20 protein-coding genes and 1 pseudogene are annotated in these 20,085 nt (G+C 37.0%); 15 read left to right on the top strand and 6 right to left on the bottom strand.

Going from position 1 to position 20,085, the window contains the following annotated elements:
* Positions 1-30: 30 nt before the first annotated feature.
* Positions 31-177: a hypothetical protein gene (locus HCD_RS09260; protein ID WP_158308542.1), complete on the top strand. Its 147-nt coding sequence runs from the start codon at positions 31-33 to the stop codon at positions 175-177.
* Between the two features lie 1,064 nt (positions 178-1,241).
* The gene (locus tag HCD_RS00330) at positions 1,242-2,705 is read left to right on the top strand and encodes an outer membrane beta-barrel protein (RefSeq protein ID WP_014658625.1); all 1,464 of its coding nucleotides are present in this window, start codon (positions 1,242-1,244) and stop codon (positions 2,703-2,705) included.
* Positions 2,706-2,843: 138 nt separating this feature from the next.
* On the opposite strand, the gene clsC is transcribed toward HCD_RS00330, so the two are convergent.
* From clsC to HCD_RS00310, 4 genes are read right to left on the bottom strand one after another with little or no spacing between them, the layout of a single operon-like run.
* Complete coding sequence (clsC, locus tag HCD_RS00325) at positions 2,844-4,358, bottom strand: cardiolipin synthase ClsC (RefSeq protein WP_014658624.1); 1,515 nt, start codon at positions 4,356-4,358, stop codon at positions 2,844-2,846.
* Between the two features lie 26 nt (positions 4,359-4,384).
* Positions 4,385-5,122, bottom strand: coding sequence for a fumarate reductase iron-sulfur subunit (locus tag HCD_RS00320; RefSeq protein WP_014658623.1), 738 nt, complete (start codon positions 5,120-5,122; stop codon positions 4,385-4,387).
* Positions 5,112-7,259: a fumarate reductase flavoprotein subunit gene (locus HCD_RS00315; protein ID WP_014658622.1), complete on the bottom strand. Its 2,148-nt coding sequence runs from the start codon at positions 7,257-7,259 to the stop codon at positions 5,112-5,114. Before HCD_RS00315 ends, HCD_RS00320 begins: the two co-directional genes overlap by 11 nt.
* A gap of 9 nt (positions 7,260-7,268) precedes the next feature.
* On the bottom strand, positions 7,269-8,036 hold the full coding sequence (locus tag HCD_RS00310) for a fumarate reductase cytochrome b subunit (protein WP_014658621.1): 768 nt from the start codon (positions 8,034-8,036) through the stop codon (positions 7,269-7,271).
* A 220-nt stretch (positions 8,037-8,256) separates the two neighbouring features.
* Between HCD_RS00310 and HCD_RS00305 the strand changes: the two genes are divergently transcribed.
* From HCD_RS00305 to HCD_RS00245, 13 genes and pseudogenes are all read left to right on the top strand, one after another.
* Positions 8,257-8,961, top strand: a complete 705-nt coding sequence (locus HCD_RS00305; RefSeq protein ID WP_041594798.1) for a triose-phosphate isomerase — start codon at positions 8,257-8,259, stop codon at positions 8,959-8,961.
* An 11-nt stretch (positions 8,962-8,972) separates the two neighbouring features.
* Positions 8,973-9,800: an enoyl-ACP reductase FabI gene (gene fabI / locus HCD_RS00300; protein WP_014658619.1), complete on the top strand. Its 828-nt coding sequence runs from the start codon at positions 8,973-8,975 to the stop codon at positions 9,798-9,800.
* A gap of 9 nt (positions 9,801-9,809) precedes the next feature.
* Positions 9,810-10,820: a UDP-3-O-(3-hydroxymyristoyl)glucosamine N-acyltransferase gene (lpxD, locus tag HCD_RS00295; RefSeq protein ID WP_014658618.1), complete on the top strand. Its 1,011-nt coding sequence runs from the start codon at positions 9,810-9,812 to the stop codon at positions 10,818-10,820.
* 66 nt (positions 10,821-10,886) lie between these two features.
* Positions 10,887-12,038, top strand: a complete 1,152-nt coding sequence (gene metK, locus HCD_RS00290) for a methionine adenosyltransferase (protein WP_014658617.1) — start codon at positions 10,887-10,889, stop codon at positions 12,036-12,038.
* Between the two features lie 66 nt (positions 12,039-12,104).
* Positions 12,105-12,518, top strand: a complete 414-nt coding sequence (gene ndk / locus HCD_RS00285; protein WP_014658616.1) for a nucleoside-diphosphate kinase — start codon at positions 12,105-12,107, stop codon at positions 12,516-12,518.
* A gap of 18 nt (positions 12,519-12,536) precedes the next feature.
* On the top strand, positions 12,537-12,893 hold the full coding sequence (locus tag HCD_RS00280) for a DUF177 domain-containing protein (protein ID WP_014658615.1): 357 nt from the start codon (positions 12,537-12,539) through the stop codon (positions 12,891-12,893).
* 18 nt (positions 12,894-12,911) lie between these two features.
* Positions 12,912-13,061, top strand: coding sequence for a 50S ribosomal protein L32 (gene rpmF / locus HCD_RS00275; protein ID WP_014658614.1), 150 nt, complete (start codon positions 12,912-12,914; stop codon positions 13,059-13,061).
* Positions 13,062-13,137: 76 nt separating this feature from the next.
* On the top strand, positions 13,138-14,163 hold the full coding sequence (gene plsX, locus HCD_RS00270; protein WP_014658613.1) for a phosphate acyltransferase PlsX: 1,026 nt from the start codon (positions 13,138-13,140) through the stop codon (positions 14,161-14,163).
* 9 nt (positions 14,164-14,172) lie between these two features.
* Complete coding sequence (fabH, locus tag HCD_RS00265) at positions 14,173-15,168, top strand: ketoacyl-ACP synthase III (RefSeq protein WP_014658612.1); 996 nt, start codon at positions 14,173-14,175, stop codon at positions 15,166-15,168.
* Positions 15,169-15,187: 19 nt separating this feature from the next.
* Positions 15,188-15,478: a hypothetical protein gene (locus HCD_RS00260; protein ID WP_014658611.1), complete on the top strand. Its 291-nt coding sequence runs from the start codon at positions 15,188-15,190 to the stop codon at positions 15,476-15,478.
* Between the two features lie 579 nt (positions 15,479-16,057).
* Positions 16,058-16,336 (top strand): hypothetical protein, encoded by a 279-nt coding sequence (locus HCD_RS00255; RefSeq protein WP_014658610.1) that lies wholly within the window; start codon positions 16,058-16,060, stop codon positions 16,334-16,336.
* A gap of 279 nt (positions 16,337-16,615) precedes the next feature.
* Complete coding sequence (locus HCD_RS09255; protein WP_227624872.1) at positions 16,616-18,187, top strand: PBECR3 domain-containing polyvalent protein; 1,572 nt, start codon at positions 16,616-16,618, stop codon at positions 18,185-18,187.
* A pseudogene (locus HCD_RS00245) lies at positions 18,162-19,383 on the top strand (IS256 family transposase). Before HCD_RS09255 ends, HCD_RS00245 begins: the two are co-directional and overlap by 26 nt.
* A 12-nt stretch (positions 19,384-19,395) precedes the next feature.
* Here HCD_RS00245 and HCD_RS00240 read toward each other — a convergent pair.
* On the bottom strand, positions 19,396-19,863 hold the full coding sequence (locus HCD_RS00240) for a RipA family octameric membrane protein (RefSeq protein ID WP_014658605.1): 468 nt from the start codon (positions 19,861-19,863) through the stop codon (positions 19,396-19,398).
* 14 nt (positions 19,864-19,877) lie between these two features.
* Positions 19,878-20,063 (bottom strand): hypothetical protein, encoded by a 186-nt coding sequence (locus tag HCD_RS00235; protein WP_162097468.1) that lies wholly within the window; start codon positions 20,061-20,063, stop codon positions 19,878-19,880.
* Positions 20,064-20,085 lie beyond the last annotated feature (22 nt).

Below are 20,085 nucleotides of genomic sequence, written 5' to 3'. Positions count from 1 at the left end.
GAGATTTGCATGCTCTATGCTTGAAAATGATTGTCTTTTATGCATCTTAGTGGTTTTAAACGCTCATTAATAGAATGGGGGTTAGTAACAGGCATGCTAGAGAATAAAGAAAATCAAAGGCATGCAATCCCTACGCCAAAGCATAGAAAACCCCAAAGATACCTAGAATTTACCTAAATTGCCTTAACCATAAGGTTTATAGGGTGAATTATAATAGTCAAATAATATTAAAGAAAATCATTGTTTTTGAAATCTCTAATTAAACAACACTCTCAAACCAGACTTTGAATGTAAAAATAAAGACCTTATTCTAATATTGACAGCTCAAAAAATGTTTTTCATAAAAGTGTTGTTTTTGCTTTAATCTTATCTAGCATTCTTTGATTTTTTTAAGAAAGTTTGTTTTATATTATATTTTTATTGTAAAACTCATTTTCTTAAAACCATGTTTTTGTCATTCTTTAGCTAATTTGCTAAAACTAACTCTTAAAGCAAAGGATTAACCAAGTGCTGTCGCATTATTCGCTTATTTTAAAAAGTTTATTTTTTAAAATCTCTTTTTTACATTTCGCATTTTAGCACTCCTTAATTTCTTAAGGGGGTTTTTAAAAGACTTTGTTTTGTTTGTGTCTTATTAAAAAAGCATATTTAATGCTCTAAAGACTAGACACCGACTCAACATTTTGTCCTTACTCCCCCCCTTTTTTTGGTTTAAAAAGACCTTTAGTCTTTTTAAACTCCAAGAAACACCCGCAAGGCTTTTGAGATTATTGCTTTAAAACTTTGTTTTAAAGCTCTCTATATTTATCTTAACAATCTATCGCTTGTTGCACTAATAGGCATGCATTTTAATGCTTAGTTGATTTAGCTTTATTAAGCTATTTGTAATCTTTTAAAAAACGCATAGTATTTTTTGAAATAAACAATAAAGAGCCATTTGTAAAAGTCAAGCGGTTTCTTAAACAATACAAGAAAAGAAAATGAGATTTTCTAAAAACCCTTTCTTTTAACAGAGCCATTTGCATAGTTTCAGAAGAGTTTTAAAAATGACACTTTTAAACCACAAACATTCACTCTAAATTCATGTATTTTATGCTATATTGCGTTTGTTAATGATTTAGTCAATGATTAGGAATTAAGATGAAATTTTGTAACCTTTTTTCAAATAATAAAGCCAATTCAGATGCTAAAACAATCTCTTGGTTTTTATTATTTCCTCTACTCTCTGGGGGGGGGGCATTATGAGAGCCTTACTAATTGTTTTACTCTCTTTTATAAGCCTCAAAGCTGAAAAGAGTTCATGGTATGTGGGTGGAAGCTTTTTAATCGGTCAGGGTGAACAACAAAGAATTATTACTTCTAATACTAATAGCATCCCCTTAGGATTAAGCCCTATACCTAGCATACCTTTAGAGACACCACCTAAGCAAGAAACACCAAAACCACAAGAACCAAAAAAACCAGATGTTTCTTCAAGCTCAGAGCCACTAGGGCAACCACAACCTTCAGTTTCACAGCCACAACAACCTAACCAACAACCTAATAATCCACCACAGAGTAAACAACCACAACACAAATCAGCCCCAGAAGAACAACCAAAATCAGCTCAACCACAAAGTCAAGAACAGCCAGAACCACAGCACCAACCGCAGGTTCAAGAACCAGAACCAGCCGAAGAGCCACAGCCACCCCAAGCACAACACCAAGCCCCAGTATCAGTTCCTAGCTCTAAAAAACCTAAAGGCCGCTCAGAAGACTCAGGTCAAAACCCACCCCTACAAAATAAACAAGAACAAGAAGCTAAAGCTCAATATGAGACTGAAGTGGAAACATACAAACAACAAAAAAGCGATTCTCTTGACGCAGCTATGAGTAGTCCACAATGGACGACATATCAAAAATATTGCCAGAGTTTGAGTAAGGGAGCTACAGACGGAACGGCTTTGCGTGATTGTCAAGGACTTAAAGGAGTTAGCCATGCGACTTATGAAAGCCAATTTAATAAAATTTTTGGTAACGAGCCTAATTTTCCGCAACTTCCTACTTGTCCTATACCACAGAACTTTCCTTTTCCAAATGGGACTACAAGTCAAAGCATACAAGACTACTATTGCTATGGGGTGGGTGCTAATCCAAATATATTTCAAAATATGGCACAATTTTTTATCCGCCATGCCTTATCCCATTCTAACTCTTTCATCTCTAAATACGCCACACAATCATTAAATACAACTACTTCCAAACAAACCACTCTCCATTATGGAGTTAGTCTAGCTATAGGATACAAACATTTCTTTGTGCCTAGATTTGGATTAAGAACTTATGCTAATATTGAATACCTTTACACTAACGCTTACTTCTCTAACTCTAATATCCTTTATGGGGGTGGGTTAGACTTCCTAGCTAATATCATAGACAATAACGACAAGCAAAGCATGATTTTTGGAATCTTTGCTGGAGTCAATCTTGCTGGAAACACTTCAATTGCTCAAATCAAAGACAACCATGTGAGTAACACTCAATTTAACACCTTCTTACATACAGGATTAAGATTTGTCTTTAATGGCATGCATGAATTTGATTTAGGAGTGAAGGTGCCTTTCTTAAAAAATCCTAGTGTTTCTTTAAACACTTCTAACAAACTCTATGAAGTTCAAAACAACACTCTTTATAGCATGTTTATTAGTTATTATTATTTGTTCTAGCTAACTACAAAAGGGGGTAACCCTTTTTGAGATTAGGGAGTGGTGGCATAAAAAGCGAAAAACAACCTTAATAGGTTTTCTTGTGCTAGGATTTATTGTGATATATTACATAATTGTGTATTATAGGAGAGCTTGTATTTAAAGCTCTCGCTCGGGAAGAACCTTAGTCCATTGCTTAATCAAGCGTAAGAAAAAAGAAGTGTCCGGCGAAGTTTTTTGGTGGATTAATCGTCCGCCTTCTACAGCTTCCCAAAGCACTTTATGCCGATACACCACTAGCCGCCATGATTCTTGAGCTTGAGCCTTAATTAATAAACGCACCCTTTTAGCAAAAGCCTGGTTATCAAACAACACTGCACTTTCTGTGTTGATGTTTGCAGAGCGTGGGTCAATATTAAAGCTTCCTAAGAGCGTGAGTGTGTCATCAAAGACAATGGTTTTGCTGTGTAAAGAATGCTTAGTGCTAAAACGCCCCTTGATTTGTCGGTTTAAAAAATCATTGCGGATTTCATAGACATTTGCTCCCATTTTGACTAATTTATTGCGATACCTTTCCCATGCTCCATAGACTACTATGGCATCAGTTGATGAGAGAGAGTTGGTGAGAATATTTAATTCAATCCCCTTAGAAATGTGGTTTTTAAAAGTTTTCATCATTTTTTTACCCGGAATAAAATAAGATGAAGCGATAAAAACGGAGTCTTTGGCATTTTCTAGGACAGATTCAAAAGCAATTTGAATGGGCGAATACGAAGGCATATCAATTTTAGTGGGCAAGTCCGCTAAAAAATCCGCATTTCCATAATAAGTGGTGTAATGACCTTCTTTGAAGTGTTCTACAAAATCTTGAACTTTATCTTCAAATTCTTTTTTATCTTCTGTGCTTACAGGAATCTTTTCATGGAGTTTGGCAATTTCTTCCACATTATTTTTGAGCCTTTTATGGGTGGGTAGTAGTCCAGCTGGCACAGAGCGGTGGAATCGCCAATAGCTTTCAAAACTCTCTCTAGCTTTCAAGGCAACCCCCCCTAAAAACAGAGCGTCTAAATCCAAGAAATTCGTGTCTAAATCGTTGTCAAAATAGTTGTCCCCAATGTTGCGTCCACCCATAATCACAGCGATATTATCCACGATAAAAAGCTTGTTATGCATGCGTTTTTTAATGCGCTCATAATCTGCAAGCATTTCAAAATAGCGTAGGGCTTTAATGCGGGCGTAGTAGGGGTTGAAAATCTTTACTTCAATATTTTTATGGAAATTCAAAAGCATGATATCTGAAGAATCCGAATACAAGCCATTATCATCTATAAGGATACGCACCTTTACCCCACGATTAGCCGCATTCAAAAGCTCTTTAGCAATCACTTGAGATGAAAGGTCGTTTTTGTAGATGTAAGTTTGAATGTCAATGCTTTTTTGACTCATTCTAATGAGTCCCACTCTATGCAACAAGGCATCAAAGCCATCTTCTAGTAGAATGGCGGCACTACGATTAGGGTGTTTGCTTAAATCTTTAGCATACAAGCTTCCGATGTTAGTGCTATAGGGGTCATAAAAGGTAAAAGGGTGTGAGAGAGAAATCTTATTGACAGAGATAATCCCAAGGCATCCATTCAAAAGAAAGACGCTCAGAAAGATTAAAAAGCTTCTCAAGTTGATTCACTAAAAGCCAAAGGTTTTTAGCGGCTTTTACCCACTTTCAACATTCTATTACGCAAAGTGGCGATACTGCTTTGCAAAGGCAATTCTTTAGGGCAAGTGTCATGGCAAGCAATCAAGCTCATGCATCCAAAAACACCATCATCATCACCAACTAATTCATAAAAATCATCATCACTTCTTTCATCATGACTATCAATCATAAAACGCATGGCTCTATTCATGCCAGCGGCTCCGATGAAATTAGGACGCATAAGCTTTGTCCCACATGATGCAATACAGCACCCACACTCAATGCACCTATCTAATTCAAAGACTTCTTGGGCTTCATCAGGCTCAATGCGCTTTTCAGGTTTGGTAATATCCACTTCTTTTTTGGAATGCGCCCAACTTTCCACTCTCTTAGTCATATCGCCAAACCAATCACCGGTATTTACGCTCAAATCCTTAATGAGCGTAAAACTTGGCATAGGCATAAGAGTAATCACCCCACTTTCAAAGCTAGAAGTAAGGGTTTTACAAGCTAAGCGCGGTCTGCCATTAACCATCATCGCACAAGAGCCACAAATCCCAGCACGACACACAAAGTCAAAGCTTAAATCAGGGTCTTGATGCTCTCTAATGAGATTTAAGGCAATAAAAAGCGTCATAGAAGGAATTTCTTTGAGCTGGTAGTCCTTGAAGTGGGGTTTGCTTATTGCACTTTGGGGGTCAAATTTTAACACTCTAATGGTAATGGTGCGTTCATTATTGCTCATGGCTCTCTCCTTGTGAGTTTGCGTTGTGTTTGTCTAGTAAATCATGGACATTGTAAGAATATAAATGTTGGTTTTTAGCCCTAACTTCTTCATCTTCTAAACGCACATTTCTAGCTTTGTATTTTTCTTGTAATTCAAAAGGCATGAGTGCGTTTTGAACTTCTATCCTATCTTTTCCAAGTTTTTCTAATTCCAAAATGGTTTTTAAAATCTCAGCATCACGCTCTTCTTTTTTGGGGTGGGGAATGAAATTACCCTTTTTACCATAACCCCTAAAATCAGGGCTGATTTCCATTTTCATTACATCCAGCTCTTCGTATTCAATAGTAGGCATGTCTTGCTCCTTATTAGGCCAGCTAGCAAGAGTTCTGTTAAGCCATTTTTCATCATCTCTTTTAGGGTAGTCAATTCTTGTATGAGCTCCCCTACTTTCAGTGCGCAATAACGCCCCTTGAGTGATGCAAAGGGCGAGTTTAAGCATTTTTTTAGTGCGATAAGCGTCTTCTAATTCAGGGTTATTGTGTAGAACTTTGTTTTTCACGCAAATGTTTTTGGAGCGTGCATAAAGTTCTTGCAGTTCCTTAAGGGCTTCTTCTAGTTTGCTTCCTTCTCTAAAAACGCCGACTTTTTCGTCCATGATTTCTTTCATGCGTTCTCTAATCTCATACACATCTTCTGTGCCTTCATTATAAAGCAAATCATGCATGTAGTCTTGGCTTTCATTAATAAAAGTTTCTACTTGGCTGGTATTGATTTCAATCTGAGCTTCTAAGCAATGCTTGGCAAAATAATCCCCTATAATCATACCTGCAACCACGGCTTCACTCACCGAATTACCCCCTAAGCGGTTGAAGCCATGCAAATCCCAACACGCCGCTTCGCCTGCACAGAACAAGCCTTTTAAATGGGTTTCGCCCTTAGCATTTGTCCTAACCCCACCCATAGAATAGTGCTGCATGGGTTTTATGGGAATCCAGCCTTTTTGCTTAGCCATAGCTTGTCCGTATTCTGGCTCATTAGTGGGTACACCTTGCATGTTGTCCTTAGTTTGCTCATCGCTATCTGCAGGGTCAATTCCTGCAAAAGTCATGGCAATATCACGCACATCTCTTAAGTTCTTTTCTACATGCTCTCGTCCTAAAATGGCAATATCTAGCCACACATGGTCTCCATAGGGCGAGCTTGCTCCATAGCCTTTTTGAATATGTTCTAAAATACGCCTTGAGACCACATCTCTACTAGCAAGTTCTTTTTTCTCAGGCTCATAAGCAGGCATAAAGCGTCTTCCAAATTTATCTCTTAAAACACCCCCATCGCCCCTACAACCTTCTGTCATTAAAATCCCACTTGGCACTAATGCGGTAGGGTGAAATTGCACCGCTTCCATGTTTCCTAATTTGGCAACCCCTGTTTCAAGGGCTGTTGCAGCTCCAGCACCATCACAAATCACGGCATTAGTGGTGTGCTTATACACACGCCCATAACCCCCTGTAGCTAGAAGCGTGCCTTTGGAGACATATGCTGAAATTTCGCCTGTAATTAAGTCTCTTACCACCGCTCCATAGCATTTGTTATCTTTATGAATGAGTGCGAGCATATCCTTTCTGTCTTGAATATCCACTTTGTGGTGCAAGGCTTCATTAGCTACCGCATATAGCATGGTATGCCCAGTTGCATCAGCGGTAAAACATGTACGCCATTTTTTTGTGCCACCAAAATCACGGCTTAAAATATAGCCATGCCTATCGTCTCTCTCGGTAATGTTTACATGCTGGCCATTGATAACGGCACCCCTATCACCCTTCTTAATTCTTGTCCAAGGCACACCCCATGCAGCTAATTCCCTAATAGCCTTAGGTGCGGTAGTTACAAACATTCTAGCCACTTGTTGGTCGCACCCCCAATCGCTCCCTTTAACCGTGTCTAAGAAATGCAAATCTTCATTATCGCCTTCGCTCATTTTAGCATTTGCCAAACTCGCTTGCATGCCCCCTTGAGCGGCTGCGCTATGGCTTCTTCTAACAGGCACAAGACTTAATACAATGGTGTTTAAGCCCTTTTCTTTACAAGCAACACTCGCTCTCAATCCGGCTAACCCACCCCCAATAATTAACGCATCACAATATGTTATTTTCATTCTTTACCCTTATTCTTTGTGGAATTTTTCATCAGCTTCTATGGCTTGTTGCATGGTATGAATACCACTATTTTGATTTTCTAAGCCTTTTTTAATATACGCTCCATAAGTGCAAAGCCCCAAAACGATAAAAAACACGCTCATAGCCCATTTAATCTTCCTTAACCCTTGAATGCTTACATTTTTAAACCACCCCCATTTAATCGCTAAACGATACAATCCAATAGAGCCATGCAATTCCACGGCAAACAATAAGAAAATATATAAAAGCCAGAAATGTTGCGTTACAAAACGATAGCTTGAGCCATGCGGTCCAATGCTCTCAGGCTCTGTAAGCATGACAAATAAGTGGATACTCGCTAAGAAAAACATCGCAAATCCTGTAAGCACCTGAGTGAACCACAAGCTTGTGTCGCCATGTTTCATCAAATGCTTATGGGTTTTAAAAATTTTGTATTGACGATAATTGATAGGAAATTTTCTAAGGGCTAAAAAGGCATGCACAACAAGAATGAGAATAATCCCCGCTGCAACCACGCTTACAATCGCTGGCTCGCCCGCTTTCAAAAACAAGCTTCCTTCAAAAAACTTCGCCACCTTATACATGGCTTCATCACTGATTAAAATACTAGAGACTAAGAACATATGCACTATCATAAAGAGTGCTAAAATGAGACCCGTAGCACTCTGTAAGAAGTCTAGCTTGGCATAAATACCGCTCTTTTTACGCTCTTTATTAACGCCGTAATAACTCTCTATAATCTCTTCTTGTTGCATAAAAATTGCTCCTAAAAAAACTCAAATTTTGGCTCAATCTGAGCGTTTTGATACAAAAACACTATTTTCATGTTACTACATTAAAGGTAATTTTTCTTATAACCATCCCCTAAATTGAGAAAAAAATAAAATTAAAGGGGGCTATTGTTTAAAATTTACATTTTTAAAACGCATGCGATATAATAATGCTAGTTATCACCTACAGAATTAAGGATAATCTATGATGAAAATTGCAATGGCTAATTTCAAATCCGCTATGCCTATCTTTAAAAGCCATGCGTATTTAGAAGAACTGGAAAAAAATTTAAAACCACAGCACTTTGATAGGGTCTTTGTATTCCCTGATTTTTTAGGGCTGTTGCCTAATGCATTTTTGCATTTCACTTTGGGAGCACAAAATGCCTATCCTAAAGATTCTGGGGCATTTACAGGTGAAATCACTTCAAAGCATTTAGAGGAACTCAAAATCAGCACGCTCTTGATCGGACATAGCGAAAGACGCGCCCTTTTAAATGAAAGCTCTAAAATTTTAAAAGAAAAATTTGATTTTTTTAAAGATAAAAATTTTAAGATTGTCTATTGTATTGGCGAAGATTTACAAACTAGAGAAAAGGGTTTAGGGGCGGTTAAAGAATTTTTAAACAAGCAATTAGAAATAGTTGATACTAACTATCAAAATTTAATTGTGGCTTATGAGCCTATATGGGCGATTGGCACAGGAAGAAGTGCGAGCGTGGAAGATATTTATCTCACGCATAATTTTTTAAAGCAAAATTTAAATCCAAAAACCCCTTTGTTATACGGCGGAAGTGTGAATATAAGTAACGCACAAGAAATTTTAGACATTGATAGTGTAGATGGCTTGTTGATTGGAAGCGCGTCTTTAGAATTGGAAAATTTTAAAACAATTATTTCATTTTTATAAAAGGAAAAATTATGGGATTTTTAAAGGGTAAAAAAGGGCTTATTGTAGGGGTTGCAAACAATAAGTCCATCGCTTATGGGATTGCTAAATCTTGCTATGAACAAGGGGCAGAACTAGCTTTCACTTATTTAAATGAGAATTTAGAAAAGCGTGTGAGACCTATCGCACAAGAATTTAATAGCCCTTATGTGTATGAATTAGATGTGAGTAAAGAAGAGCATTTTAAGTTGTTGCACGATAATATCAAACAAGATTTAGGCTCATTAGATTTTATCGTTCATAGCGTAGCTTTTGCTCCAAAAGACGCCTTAGAAGGGGGGTTATTAGAAACTTCTAAAAGTGCGTTTAATACTGCTATGGAAATTTCAGTTTATTCTTTAATAGAGCTAACGCATACCTTAAAACCTTTATTAAATAGTGGGGCATCAATTTTAACTTTGAGCTATCTAGGTAGCACCAAATACATGGCACATTATAATGTCATGGGATTAGCTAAAGCGGCATTAGAAAGTGCGGTGCGTTATTTAGCTGTTGATTTAGGTAAAGAAAATATACGAGTGAATGCATTGTCCGCCGGACCTATTAGAACGCTTGCTTCTAGTGGGATAGCTGATTTTAAAATGATTTTAAAATGGAATGAAATCAATGCTCCTTTAAGAAAAAATGTGAGCTTAGAAGAAGTCGGCAATGCGGGAATGTATTTGCTCTCTTCTTTGTCTAGTGGGGTGAGCGGCGAAGTGCATTTTGTAGATGCGGGGTATAATATTATGGGCATGGGAGCTGTAGAAGAAAAAGATAATAAAACTACATTGTTGTGGGATTTACATAAAGAACAATAAGGATATTTGATGAAATTAAGTGAATTATTAAGCACCTATTCTATTGAGACAGAATTTTCAAACGATTTTGAAGTCAATGCCTTAGCTCCTTTAGATAAGGCTACACCTAATGATATTAGCTACATTGACCAAGCACGCTATCTCAAGCTTTTAAAAGATTCAAAGGCTGGGGCGGTGTTTATCCGTAAAAAAGAGTCTTCTAAAGTGCCAAAACATATACAAGCTTTAGTTGTGGATAATCCGCATTTAGCCTTTGCTAAAGTCTCGCATGCTTTTAAAATCCCTTTTTTTAAAAACCCAGAAAAAGTGAGTGAGCCTAAGCATTTTGAAAAAGTTACTATCATGCCACAGGTTATTATTGGAGAAAATGTAGAAATTGGCGAAAATTCTTTGATTTATCCTAATGTGGTGATTGCTGATGGGGTAAAAATAGGTAAAAATTGCATTTTGTATCCGCATGTAACTTTGTATCAAAACACGATTTTAGAAGATAATGTCATTATTCATGCCGGTAGTGTGATTGGGGGCGATGGCTTTGGTTACGCTCATACAGCCCTTGGAGAGCATATCAAAATTGAGCATGTAGGCGTTGTAAGAATCCAAAAGAATGTAGAAATTGGGGCAAACACCGCCATTGATAGGGCGGTTTTTGGCGAGACCTTAATTAAAGAAGGCGTTAAAATTGATAATTTGGTGCAAATCGGACATAATTGTGTCTTGGGCGAACACAGCATTGTAGTCTCTCAAGTGGGCTTAAGTGGCTCTACAACCACAGGGCGCAATGTAGTCTTTGGCGGGCAAGTAGGCATTGGGGGGCATTTGCATGTAGGTGAATTTACTCAAATTGGGGGTAAAAGTGCGGTAGGTAAGGATTTACCCCCTAATACGAATTTTGCCGGAGCCATTCCTGCTATGGAAATCCATGAGTGGCACCATTTCTTAGCCCATTTACGGACAAACTTTAGAAAACAGCAAAAGTCAAGCTTGTTGCAAAAAGCTAAAGGGTTTTTTAAATCTTAAAATGAATAAGTTATAATAAGCCTAATTTCTAATTACAATTCAATATTTAAACAAAAGGATAAAATAATGAGTTTTCTTTTCACTTCAGAATCGGTTACTGAAGGTCATCCTGATAAAATGGCTGACCAAATCAGTGATGCGGTTTTAGATTATATTATCGCACGAGACAAAAAAGCAAAAGTCGCATGCGAAACTTTAGTTTCTAATGGGTTTTGTGTGATAACTGGCGAGTTAAAAACTTCTGTTTATGCCCCTATGCAAGAGATTGCTAGAGAAGTGGTTAAAAAGATTGGTTATACAGACGCTCTTTATGGCTTTGATTATAGAAGTGCGGCGGTTTTAAATGGCATTGGCGAGCAAAGCCCTGATATTAATCAAGGCGTGGATAGAGAAGATGGCGAGATTGGTGCAGGAGACCAAGGGCTTATGTTTGGCTATGCATGCAAAGAGACTCCCACACTTATGCCCTTACCCATTCATTTAGCCCATCAACTCACTTTTGCTCTAGCTCAAAAGAGAAAAGATAATAGCTTGCCTTTTTTAAGACCTGATGGCAAGTCTCAAGTGAGCGTGCGTTATGAAAATAACAAGCCCATAAGCATTGATACAATTGTTATTTCCACCCAGCATTCTCCAGAAGTCTCACAAAAGCATTTAAAAGAAGCGGTGATTGAAGAGATTGTTTATAAGGTTTTACCCAAAGAATATTTGCATGATAACATTAAGTTTTTTGTAAATCCTACAGGAAAATTTGTTATCGGTGGGCCACAAGGCGATGCAGGTTTAACCGGTAGAAAAATCATTGTAGATACTTATGGGGGGAGTTGTGCACATGGTGGGGGAGCCTTTAGCGGAAAAGACCCTAGCAAGGTGGATAGAAGTGCGGCTTATGCGGCTAGATATGTGGCTAAAAACCTAGTAGCTAGTGGGGTTTGTGATAAAGCGACTGTGCAACTTGCCTATGCGATTGGCGTAGTTGAGCCGGTATCTATTTATGTGAATACACATAATACGAGCAAGTATTCAAGTGCGGAGCTAGAAAAATGCGTGAAATCTATTTTCAAGCTCACACCAAAAGGCATTATTGAAAGCTTGGATTTATTAAGACCCATTTATTCACTCACTTCAGCTTATGGGCATTTTGGGCGTGAGCTAGATGAGTTTACTTGGGAAAAGACTAATAAGGCTGAAGAAATTAAGGCGTTTTTCAAGCATTAAAAAATGCCCTAAGGGTAATAAATTAGAAAAATTTTTGTATAATCAAAAATTCACAAGGAGTTTAAATTGAAACAAAGAACGCTATCTATTATTAAGCCTGATGCGGTTAAAAAAAGAGTTGTAGGAAAAATTATTGAGCGTTTTGAGAGCAATAATCTAGAAGTAATCGCTATGAAACGCTTGCATTTAAGCGAGCAAGATGCTAAGGTTTTTTATGCGGTGCATAAGGACAGACCTTTTTTCAAAGACTTAGTGGGGTTTATGACAAGTGGTGCGGTAGTGGTTATGGTTTTAGAAGGTGAAGATGCTGTGGCTAAAAATAGGGAGCTTATGGGGGCGACCGACCCTAAAATGGCTCAAAAAGGCACTATAAGAGCGGATTTTGCAACAAGCATTGACGCAAATGCAGTGCATGGGAGCGATAGCTTAGAAAATGCAAAGAATGAAATCGCTTTCTTTTTTGCCACTAGAGAACTTTAGGACTTTCAAAGCGTTAGCATGAAGCTTGAAATGCGTAAAATCGCTTCTAATGTGCCTAAAAAAATCTCTTTAGAGTATGAAGGCGTGAGCTTAGAAGGCGAAGTTGTGCGTTTGAATGGAAAAATTTTTCGCTTGAATGCCCGAATTAAGGGGGAGCTTATGCTTGTTTGTAGCTTAAGCGGTAAGGAATTTAAGCGTCAAATTGATGAGCCTTTGGTTTTGCATGTTTCAGACGGCGTGTGGGATATGCAAAGCCAAAGTTTAGGTTTTGATAATTTAGATGTTATTGAATCTTTCAATGGTTTTATTGATTTGAGCGAGATTTTACGCTCTGAAGTGGAGTCCATTAAATTAGACTACCACTATACAGATTGAATATTTTAAGGAGATTTTATGGCAGTACCTGATAGAAGAGTGAGTAAAACAAGAGCGGCAAAAAGACGCACCCATTACACCGTTAAACTAGCTAAGCCTGTGAAAGCAAAAGATGGCACTTGGAAGCTTTCTCACCATGTGAATAAATTTACCAAAGAATACCAGTAATAAAAGCACCCTTAATAAGGGGTTCTATTATTATGGAGTAGGTGGGGAGATTACACAAGCCTTTTAAGGATACATAATGAAAATTGTCATAGACTTAATGGGAGCTGACCATGGGGTTTTACCTGTTATTGAGGGCGTTTCAAGAGCCCTAGAAAATAGGAGTTTTAGCGTTGTTTTGGTGGGGGATAAAAACAAGGCGACTCCTTTTATTTCTAAAGAGTTAGCGAGCAAAGTTGATATTATTCACACACAAGATTATATTAGAATGGAAGAAGTGGCTACTGAGGCTATTAAGCGTAAGGAATCTTCTATTTATTTGGGTATGGATATTTTGAAAAATGGTGCTGACGCTTTGATTTCAGCGGGACATAGCGGGGCTACTATGGGTTTAGCAACCTTACGCTTAGGGCGTATCAAAGGTGTAGAGCGACCCGCCATTTGCACTTTAATGCCTAGTGTTGGCAAACGCCCTGGTGTGTTGCTAGATGCGGGAGCGAATACTGATTGTAAGCCTGAATACCTGGTAGATTTCGCACTTATGGGGTATGAGTATGCTAGAAGTGTGTTAAATTATGAAAATCCTAAGGTGGGGCTTTTGAGTAATGGCGAAGAAGATATCAAAGGTAACATGCTTGTCAAAGAAACCCACAAAATGCTTAAAAACTATGATTTTTTCTATGGTAATATAGAAGGGAATGATATTTTTAAGGGACTTGTAGATGTCGTTGTGTGTGATGGTTTTACAGGTAATGTGGTGTTAAAAACGACTGAAGGTGTGGCTAGTGCGATAGGCTCTATTTTTAAGGAAGAAATTAAAAGCTCTCTTAAGTCTAAAATAGGGGCTTTAATGCTTAAAAACGCCTTTAACACCTTGAAGCAAAAAACCGATTATGCCGAGTATGGGGGTGCACCACTACTTGGGGTTAATAAAAGCGTGATTATTAGCCATGGTAAGAGCAACGCTAGGGCGATTGAATGTGCGATTTACCAGGCTATTAGTGCTGTTGAAAGTCAAGTTTGTTTGAGAATCACAAAGGCGTTTGAGCGTTTGAAATCATCTCGGTGTGAGTGTGGTACTCAGAATGCTAGCTCATTGTTGTAAGGGGATTGAATGAAGTTTTATGCCTCTCTTAAGTCAATTGCTATGCATGCTCCAGATGAGTGTGTAGGGAATGCGGAGTTTCAAAAATTTTTAGATACCAGTGATGAATGGATAGAGAAGCGAACAGGTATTAAAGAGCGGCGTTTCGCACAAGCGAGTGAAAAAAGTAGTGATTTGGGCTTTATGGCTGCTAAAAAGGCTATAGAGCGTGCAAAACTCACCCCACAAGACATTAATTTAGTTATTGTGGCGACATTAAGCCCTGATTTTTTAGCCATGCCCTCAACTGCTTGTGTGTTGAGTGCGAAATTAGGCATTGAGAACAAGCCCGCCTTTGATATATCAGCCGCTTGCACAGGCTTTATCTATCTATTGTCTGTAGCTAAGGCCTATGTTGAGAGTGGGATGTATGAAAATGTGCTGATTGTCGGAGCAGAAAAGACTAGTAGCGTGCTAGATTTTAAGGATAGGGGGACTTGTATTTTATTTGGTGATGGGGCTGGGGCGTGTGTAGTAGGTAGGACAACAGATTTAAAAGAGAGCATTTTAGATGTGCAAACTTCAGCGAATGGGAATTTTTCAGACTATCTCTACACGCCACGAACGCTTCAAGCAACGCCCTTTAGTCCGCATGAAGATAGCTCAATGCCTTTTTTACACATGAAAGGGAATGAAGTGTTTAAGTTGGCGGTTAAAACGCTTCTCAAAGATGTAGAAATGATTTTAGAAAAAAACGCTTTGAAACCTGAAGATGTGCGGCTGTTTATTCCGCACCAGGCGAATCTGAGAATCATTCAAGCCGTGAGAGAGCATTTAGATTTCAAAGATGAGCAAGTGGTTTTAACGGTGCATAAATACGGCAATACTTCAGCTGCAAGTATTCCTATGGCTATGTGTGAAGCCTATGAAGAAGGGCGTTTAAAAAAGGGTGATTTAATGCTTTTAGACGCTTTTGGTGGGGGTCTCACTTGGGGTTCAGCGTTAGTGTATTTTGGTGGGGAGTAAGCTATTAAAAGGACTTTTGATGCAAAAGATAGTTTTTTTAGTGCTTCTAATTTTAGAGGGTTTGAAAGCACAGAGCAATTATTGTAGCGACCATTGCGAAGGCACGCCAAGTAGCCGTAACGCCCCTATGGGTTTTTATTTTAGTTTCGTGCATCCGGTGAAATACTATCTTCAAAACCCCCAGGCACGAGATAAGAAACTTCAAAAATGCCACGAAGCTTTCACTTCTACACTCAAAACAAACTACATTGCCAAATCTTTTAAGAAAGATTGCAAACACGCACAGATGGCTAAAGAGCAAGCCAAATGAGTCAAAAATAGAAAAGAGTTTTTTAATCAATTGAACTTCAAAATTTTATAAGTAACTTACGATAATCAAAGGGCATAAAAACCTAGATAATTAACAAATGATTTAAAATAATGTTTTTAATGAAAAATAACTTTTTGAATGTTGAAAAAGCTAGAATTTAAGATTAAAGAATAAGGCAAAATCCAGCATTGAATCATCCTTGAGAAGTTTGTCGTTCTCATAAAAAAAGAATGAAACCAAGAAGCTTAACCACAGGTACAAGCTTGTTTTAGGGTTAGTGGGTTTTTATTATCGGTGGTTTGGTGGCTTTGTGGATTATAAGATACTAAGCTAAGATGTTTTATAAAATTTGCTAAAACAAGAAGCGATTTTTTTGTGCTGTTTTTAGAGAAGCTTTTAGGCTAAAATTTCAGATGGCTTAAGCAAAAAAGGGCTTAAAATCCAAGTTTTAAGCCATATGAACTTTTGTATTTGAGATGTAAAGATGTGAGATGCCCACTCAATTTAAGGCGTGTTAGCAGGGGTCAAAATCGCTTGACCTTGAGATATATCTTTTGGTAGGGTTTTTTTGCTTATTTAATGAGTGTAGGGCTTGTAGCCTTTAGACAATTTAATCATTTGAGAGAAAAACCAAATAGCAAACACAGACTAGCTTATTTAAACTTTGTAGAACCGACTTTAAAAGAGCCACACATTGAAATTTTTACAAAAGACAAAGATGCAGCTAAAAAAGATTATATTAAATCCTTCACAGATGGGAATAACGAACACATTCATATGCCAATGGCACAAGACAATGATACAATTTTTAGAACTTTACCCCAAATATTAACGATAGATATATACAAAGTCATGTAAGGGCAAGCCACCGCCACCAGCGGACAAACCACAAAAGAGCCAATCAAAGAGCTACATAACACTGCAATAAATGATTACAGAAATATGAAAGCCACCATGGACTTAATAGACACCGCTAAAATAAGAGATAGAAATGTGAAAGAGCAAGATGCTATTAAATCCTTAATGAAAGTTATACAAGGACAAGGCGAGAAAGATTTAAGCAATTACGAAGTCTTAACAAAAGGCTTAAACACACAAGACAGAGAACGCATAGAATTAAGCATGCTAAATCGCTTAATGCAAGATAGCACACAAGGCGATTTAAAAGTTTTTGATAGTCATAACTTTTTTAACAAGTTAAATGAATTTAAAGGCGGCGTTTTTAACACCCCAAAGGCTAAGGAATATATAGACATAGCTAACGGCTTTCATAAGCTTTTTAAAAATGATTCACAAATAGCTAACAACCTAAAAGCCGCTACTACTAAAAACATTAACCAAGGACTAGCCACCACCCTAAGCGGGGCGGCGAAGTTTTTATGGACTAAGTTTGCTTTAGGGACACTCTATAGAAATGCCCCCGATAGATTTCTAGGGCTAAAGCTACCCAAAGCCCTAAACGAAAGCACCGCAGGAGCCGCTTTAAAATACCACATTAAGCGAGCTTTAGAGAGAAGCTCAAGCGTTGATGAGTTTAGTAAAAACCTTGAATTAAGCGCTAAAAATTCTAAATTTTCAAATGATACCCTTAAGATTATAGATGAATTACAAGGCGGTTTAAATCAAGCTAAACAAGATTTTAAACAAGCCAGCGAGCCAGCAACAAAAGAGCCATTAAAAGCACCCACAAACGATTCCCCTATAAATACAAAAGAGCCATTAAGACAAGCCACACAAGAGCAAGCGAAAGAAATCACAGAGCAAGCCACCAAAGAAGCCCACCTAAATACACAAGAGCCAGCGAGAGAAGTTACAGAGCCAGCTATAAAAGATGCCCATCTAAATCAAGCCACAAACGATGCCCATCTACCACAAGCCACCCAAGAGCCATTAAGACAAGCCACAAACGAAGCCACAGAAAAAGAGATTAAAAACAGAATAAACAACGCTTTAAATAATGATACAGGGCTTAATTTTTCAGATTTGAATTTGAAAAATACAGAAATAAAAGAATTACTATCAAATGAAAAACTACCTACAAAAGGCATTAACGCACCTATTTATGGAAATAATAATCTAAACGATGAAGTCGTAGAGTTTTTACATAAAAACAATAAAAAAATGATTATTGAGAAAATAAGCCCAAGAGAACAAGAATTATTAAAAGACTTGAATTTTAAACACGATGATAATATAAGAGCGAGTTTAGATTATCAAGCGATACAACACATTTTAAAAAAGCATTCAAAAGATACAAATCCTATAACTTACCAAGATATAGCAAACTATAGAAATTTTATTAACAACGCTGATGAAGTTATTAAGACTAAAGACAATAGGGGCAATAATACAATAACAGCGTTTAAGCAAATTAACGGCTATGCAGTGGTGGTTGAAGTTGCATATACAGGCAATAATGAACTAGCTTTAAAAACGATGTATAAGAGCAATGGTAATTATAAAAATAGTAATAGATATAAAGAAGTTTCAAGCGCCTTGCTAACAGAAAATAATCCTGTTGCACGCCGTGAGTTTCTCTCTCACGGTGACGCTAAAAACAATCCTACCCAAAAAGAACTAATAAAACAAGAAAAAGCCCTAACCCCCCTACAATTAGCAGAGCAAGAAAGGGGTCCATTAAAAATTCTGTGTCAATCCACTAAAATAACAAAAAGGATTGATTATGACAGAACAAGAACAAAATTTTGATTTTAATAACGCAGTGCAACAAATTTTAGCAGGTAAAAAAATTAGTGGTAAAGATGGTGTTTTAGCTCCATTAGTTAAACAACTTATAGAAGCAGCACTAAAAGTTGCAATAAAAACCCATATTGCACTAAGGTTTTTAGGGGGCAATAAAAATCGTAAGAATGGTAAATCTTCTAAGACTATTAAAAGCACCGATGGAGCTTTTATACTGAATACTAAGAAGAGATAGAGCAGGAACTTTTGAACCCCAAATTGTAAAGAAAAATCAAACTAGTATCTCTAATGAAATAGAAAGATTGGATACTCTCTATGTATGGCTTAGGATTGAACTATAAGGATATTGTAAAACATATTTGAAGAAATTTATAGGATAGAGTTAAGTATAGCCACTATGAGTGCCATTACAGATAAAATCATAGACAAGCTAAGAGAATGTCCAAATTAGACTCCTTAAAGCTATCTATCCTTTTGTGTGATTTAGATGCAATCCACTATAAGATTAAAGAAGATGGTAGGTATGTTACTAAGGCGGTTTATACCATTCTAGCACTAGATTTAGAGGGTAAAAAAGAAGTTTTAGGATTATATTTAAGTGAAAGTAAAGGAGGCTAATTTTTGGCTTAGTGTTTTAAGCGATTTAAGAAATAGAGGGTTAGAGGATATTCTTATAGCCTCAGTTGATGGTTTAAAAGGATTTCCTGAAGCTATCAATAGTATTTTTCCTAAAACAGAAGTTCAGCTTTGTATAGTCCATCAAATTAGAAATTCTATTAAATTTGTGGGGAGCAAGTATCAAAAGGAATTTCTAAAAGATTTAAAGCTAGTCTATCAAGCCTCTACTAAAGAGATAGCTGAAAGTGAGCTTATTAGACTTAATGAAAAATGGGGTAGTAAGTATCTCTTAGTGCTTAAATCTTGGCAAAATAAATGGGATAATCTCTCTTTATTTTTTAAGTATCCCCCTGCTTAGAAAGATTATCTATACGACTAATATTATTGAGCTAGTCCATAGACAATTTGAAAAAATTAACTAAAACTATAAGGGGGTTTCCCTAATGAAAATTCTTTATTAAAATTACTTTATATGGGTATTTTAAACGCTACTTCTAAATAGGGTATGCCTATTTCATAATTCTAGTCTAACCTTATCTCAATTAGCTATTTTCTTTGAGAATAGATTAAAGAGAAGTATTTAGAGATTCAAAAGGTTATAAATATGTTACTTGACACAGAATTTGGAATGGTCTCCAAGAAAAACTAAACAAATATGCCACAAAAAAACAGATGGGCATCTTGCTTTCAATAGTAAAAAATAGTTTAAAATTTTTATTTTTTTCTTGCATTAAATACCACTCATAACTAAATAGATTAACGCTTAAACTATTCTCTAACTGCGTAATAATCTCAAATTTAATGCTATTAACGGCTTTTGATTTTTTTAATATCTCTAACCATACGATACACAAAATTAAGCCCACGCTTATAAACACGCATGCCTTAAACCCCCCTAAAATTAAAGCTACGCTTAAACAAATCAAATGAAACGCCATAAAACAAAAATTAGTATTAGTGCGTCTGTCGCTTATGTGTCTAGCTTCTTCTACCATTAAAATATATTGATTAAGTATTTCTTGCTGTGTTTGATTTTCATTTAAAAGGCTTTTGTTTTTTAACATTTTAATCCTTTGGGTTAAGTTTTATGTTGTTGGTTTTGTCTTTGATTTATGGTCTCATCTTGCCTTATTAATTCTTTTTGGGTAGTATCATGCCGTGAGCTAAAAACAAAGTTTTTAGCTTGTAGTGGTGGCATTTTGATAATGCTATCACATAAAAACACTTGCTTAAGTGTGCCAAAACGCCCTAACACACAAGACACATGGGCTTGTGTATGGTTAAGG

Origin of the sequence: Helicobacter cetorum MIT 99-5656 (genome assembly GCF_000259275.1) — a bacterium.
Lineage (GTDB): Bacteria > Campylobacterota > Campylobacteria > Campylobacterales > Helicobacteraceae > Helicobacter > Helicobacter cetorum.
Note: the sequence above shows the minus strand (reverse complement) of the source record. Positions and strands in the feature narration are given on the sequence as shown.

Bases quoted from the DNA above. Each gene is read 5' to 3' on its own strand.
- HCD_RS00320 (WP_014658623.1), bottom strand. From the start codon at position 5,122: ATGAGCAATAATGAACGCACCATTACCATTAGAGTGTTAAAATTTGAC.
- HCD_RS00305 (WP_041594798.1), top strand. From the start codon at position 8,257: ATGATGAAAATTGCAATGGCTAATTTCAAATCCGCTATGCCTATCTTT.
- HCD_RS00240 (WP_014658605.1), bottom strand. From the start codon at position 19,863: ATGTTAAAAAACAAAAGCCTTTTAAATGAAAATCAAACACAGCAAGAA.
- metK (WP_014658617.1), top strand. From the start codon at position 10,887: ATGAGTTTTCTTTTCACTTCAGAATCGGTTACTGAAGGTCATCCTGAT.
- plsX (WP_014658613.1), top strand. From the start codon at position 13,138: ATGAAAATTGTCATAGACTTAATGGGAGCTGACCATGGGGTTTTACCT.
- rpmF (WP_014658614.1), top strand. From the start codon at position 12,912: ATGGCAGTACCTGATAGAAGAGTGAGTAAAACAAGAGCGGCAAAAAGA.
- fabH (WP_014658612.1), top strand. From the start codon at position 14,173: ATGAAGTTTTATGCCTCTCTTAAGTCAATTGCTATGCATGCTCCAGAT.
- HCD_RS00330 (WP_014658625.1), top strand. From the start codon at position 1,242: ATGAGAGCCTTACTAATTGTTTTACTCTCTTTTATAAGCCTCAAAGCT.
- HCD_RS00260 (WP_014658611.1), top strand. From the start codon at position 15,188: ATGCAAAAGATAGTTTTTTTAGTGCTTCTAATTTTAGAGGGTTTGAAA.
- HCD_RS00310 (WP_014658621.1), bottom strand. From the start codon at position 8,036: ATGCAACAAGAAGAGATTATAGAGAGTTATTACGGCGTTAATAAAGAG.
- lpxD (WP_014658618.1), top strand. From the start codon at position 9,810: ATGAAATTAAGTGAATTATTAAGCACCTATTCTATTGAGACAGAATTT.
- HCD_RS00280 (WP_014658615.1), top strand. From the start codon at position 12,537: ATGAAGCTTGAAATGCGTAAAATCGCTTCTAATGTGCCTAAAAAAATC.
- HCD_RS09255 (WP_227624872.1), top strand. From the start codon at position 16,616: ATGCAAGATAGCACACAAGGCGATTTAAAAGTTTTTGATAGTCATAAC.
- HCD_RS00255 (WP_014658610.1), top strand. From the start codon at position 16,058: ATGAGTGTAGGGCTTGTAGCCTTTAGACAATTTAATCATTTGAGAGAA.
- HCD_RS00315 (WP_014658622.1), bottom strand. From the start codon at position 7,259: ATGAAAATAACATATTGTGATGCGTTAATTATTGGGGGTGGGTTAGCC.
- fabI (WP_014658619.1), top strand. From the start codon at position 8,973: ATGGGATTTTTAAAGGGTAAAAAAGGGCTTATTGTAGGGGTTGCAAAC.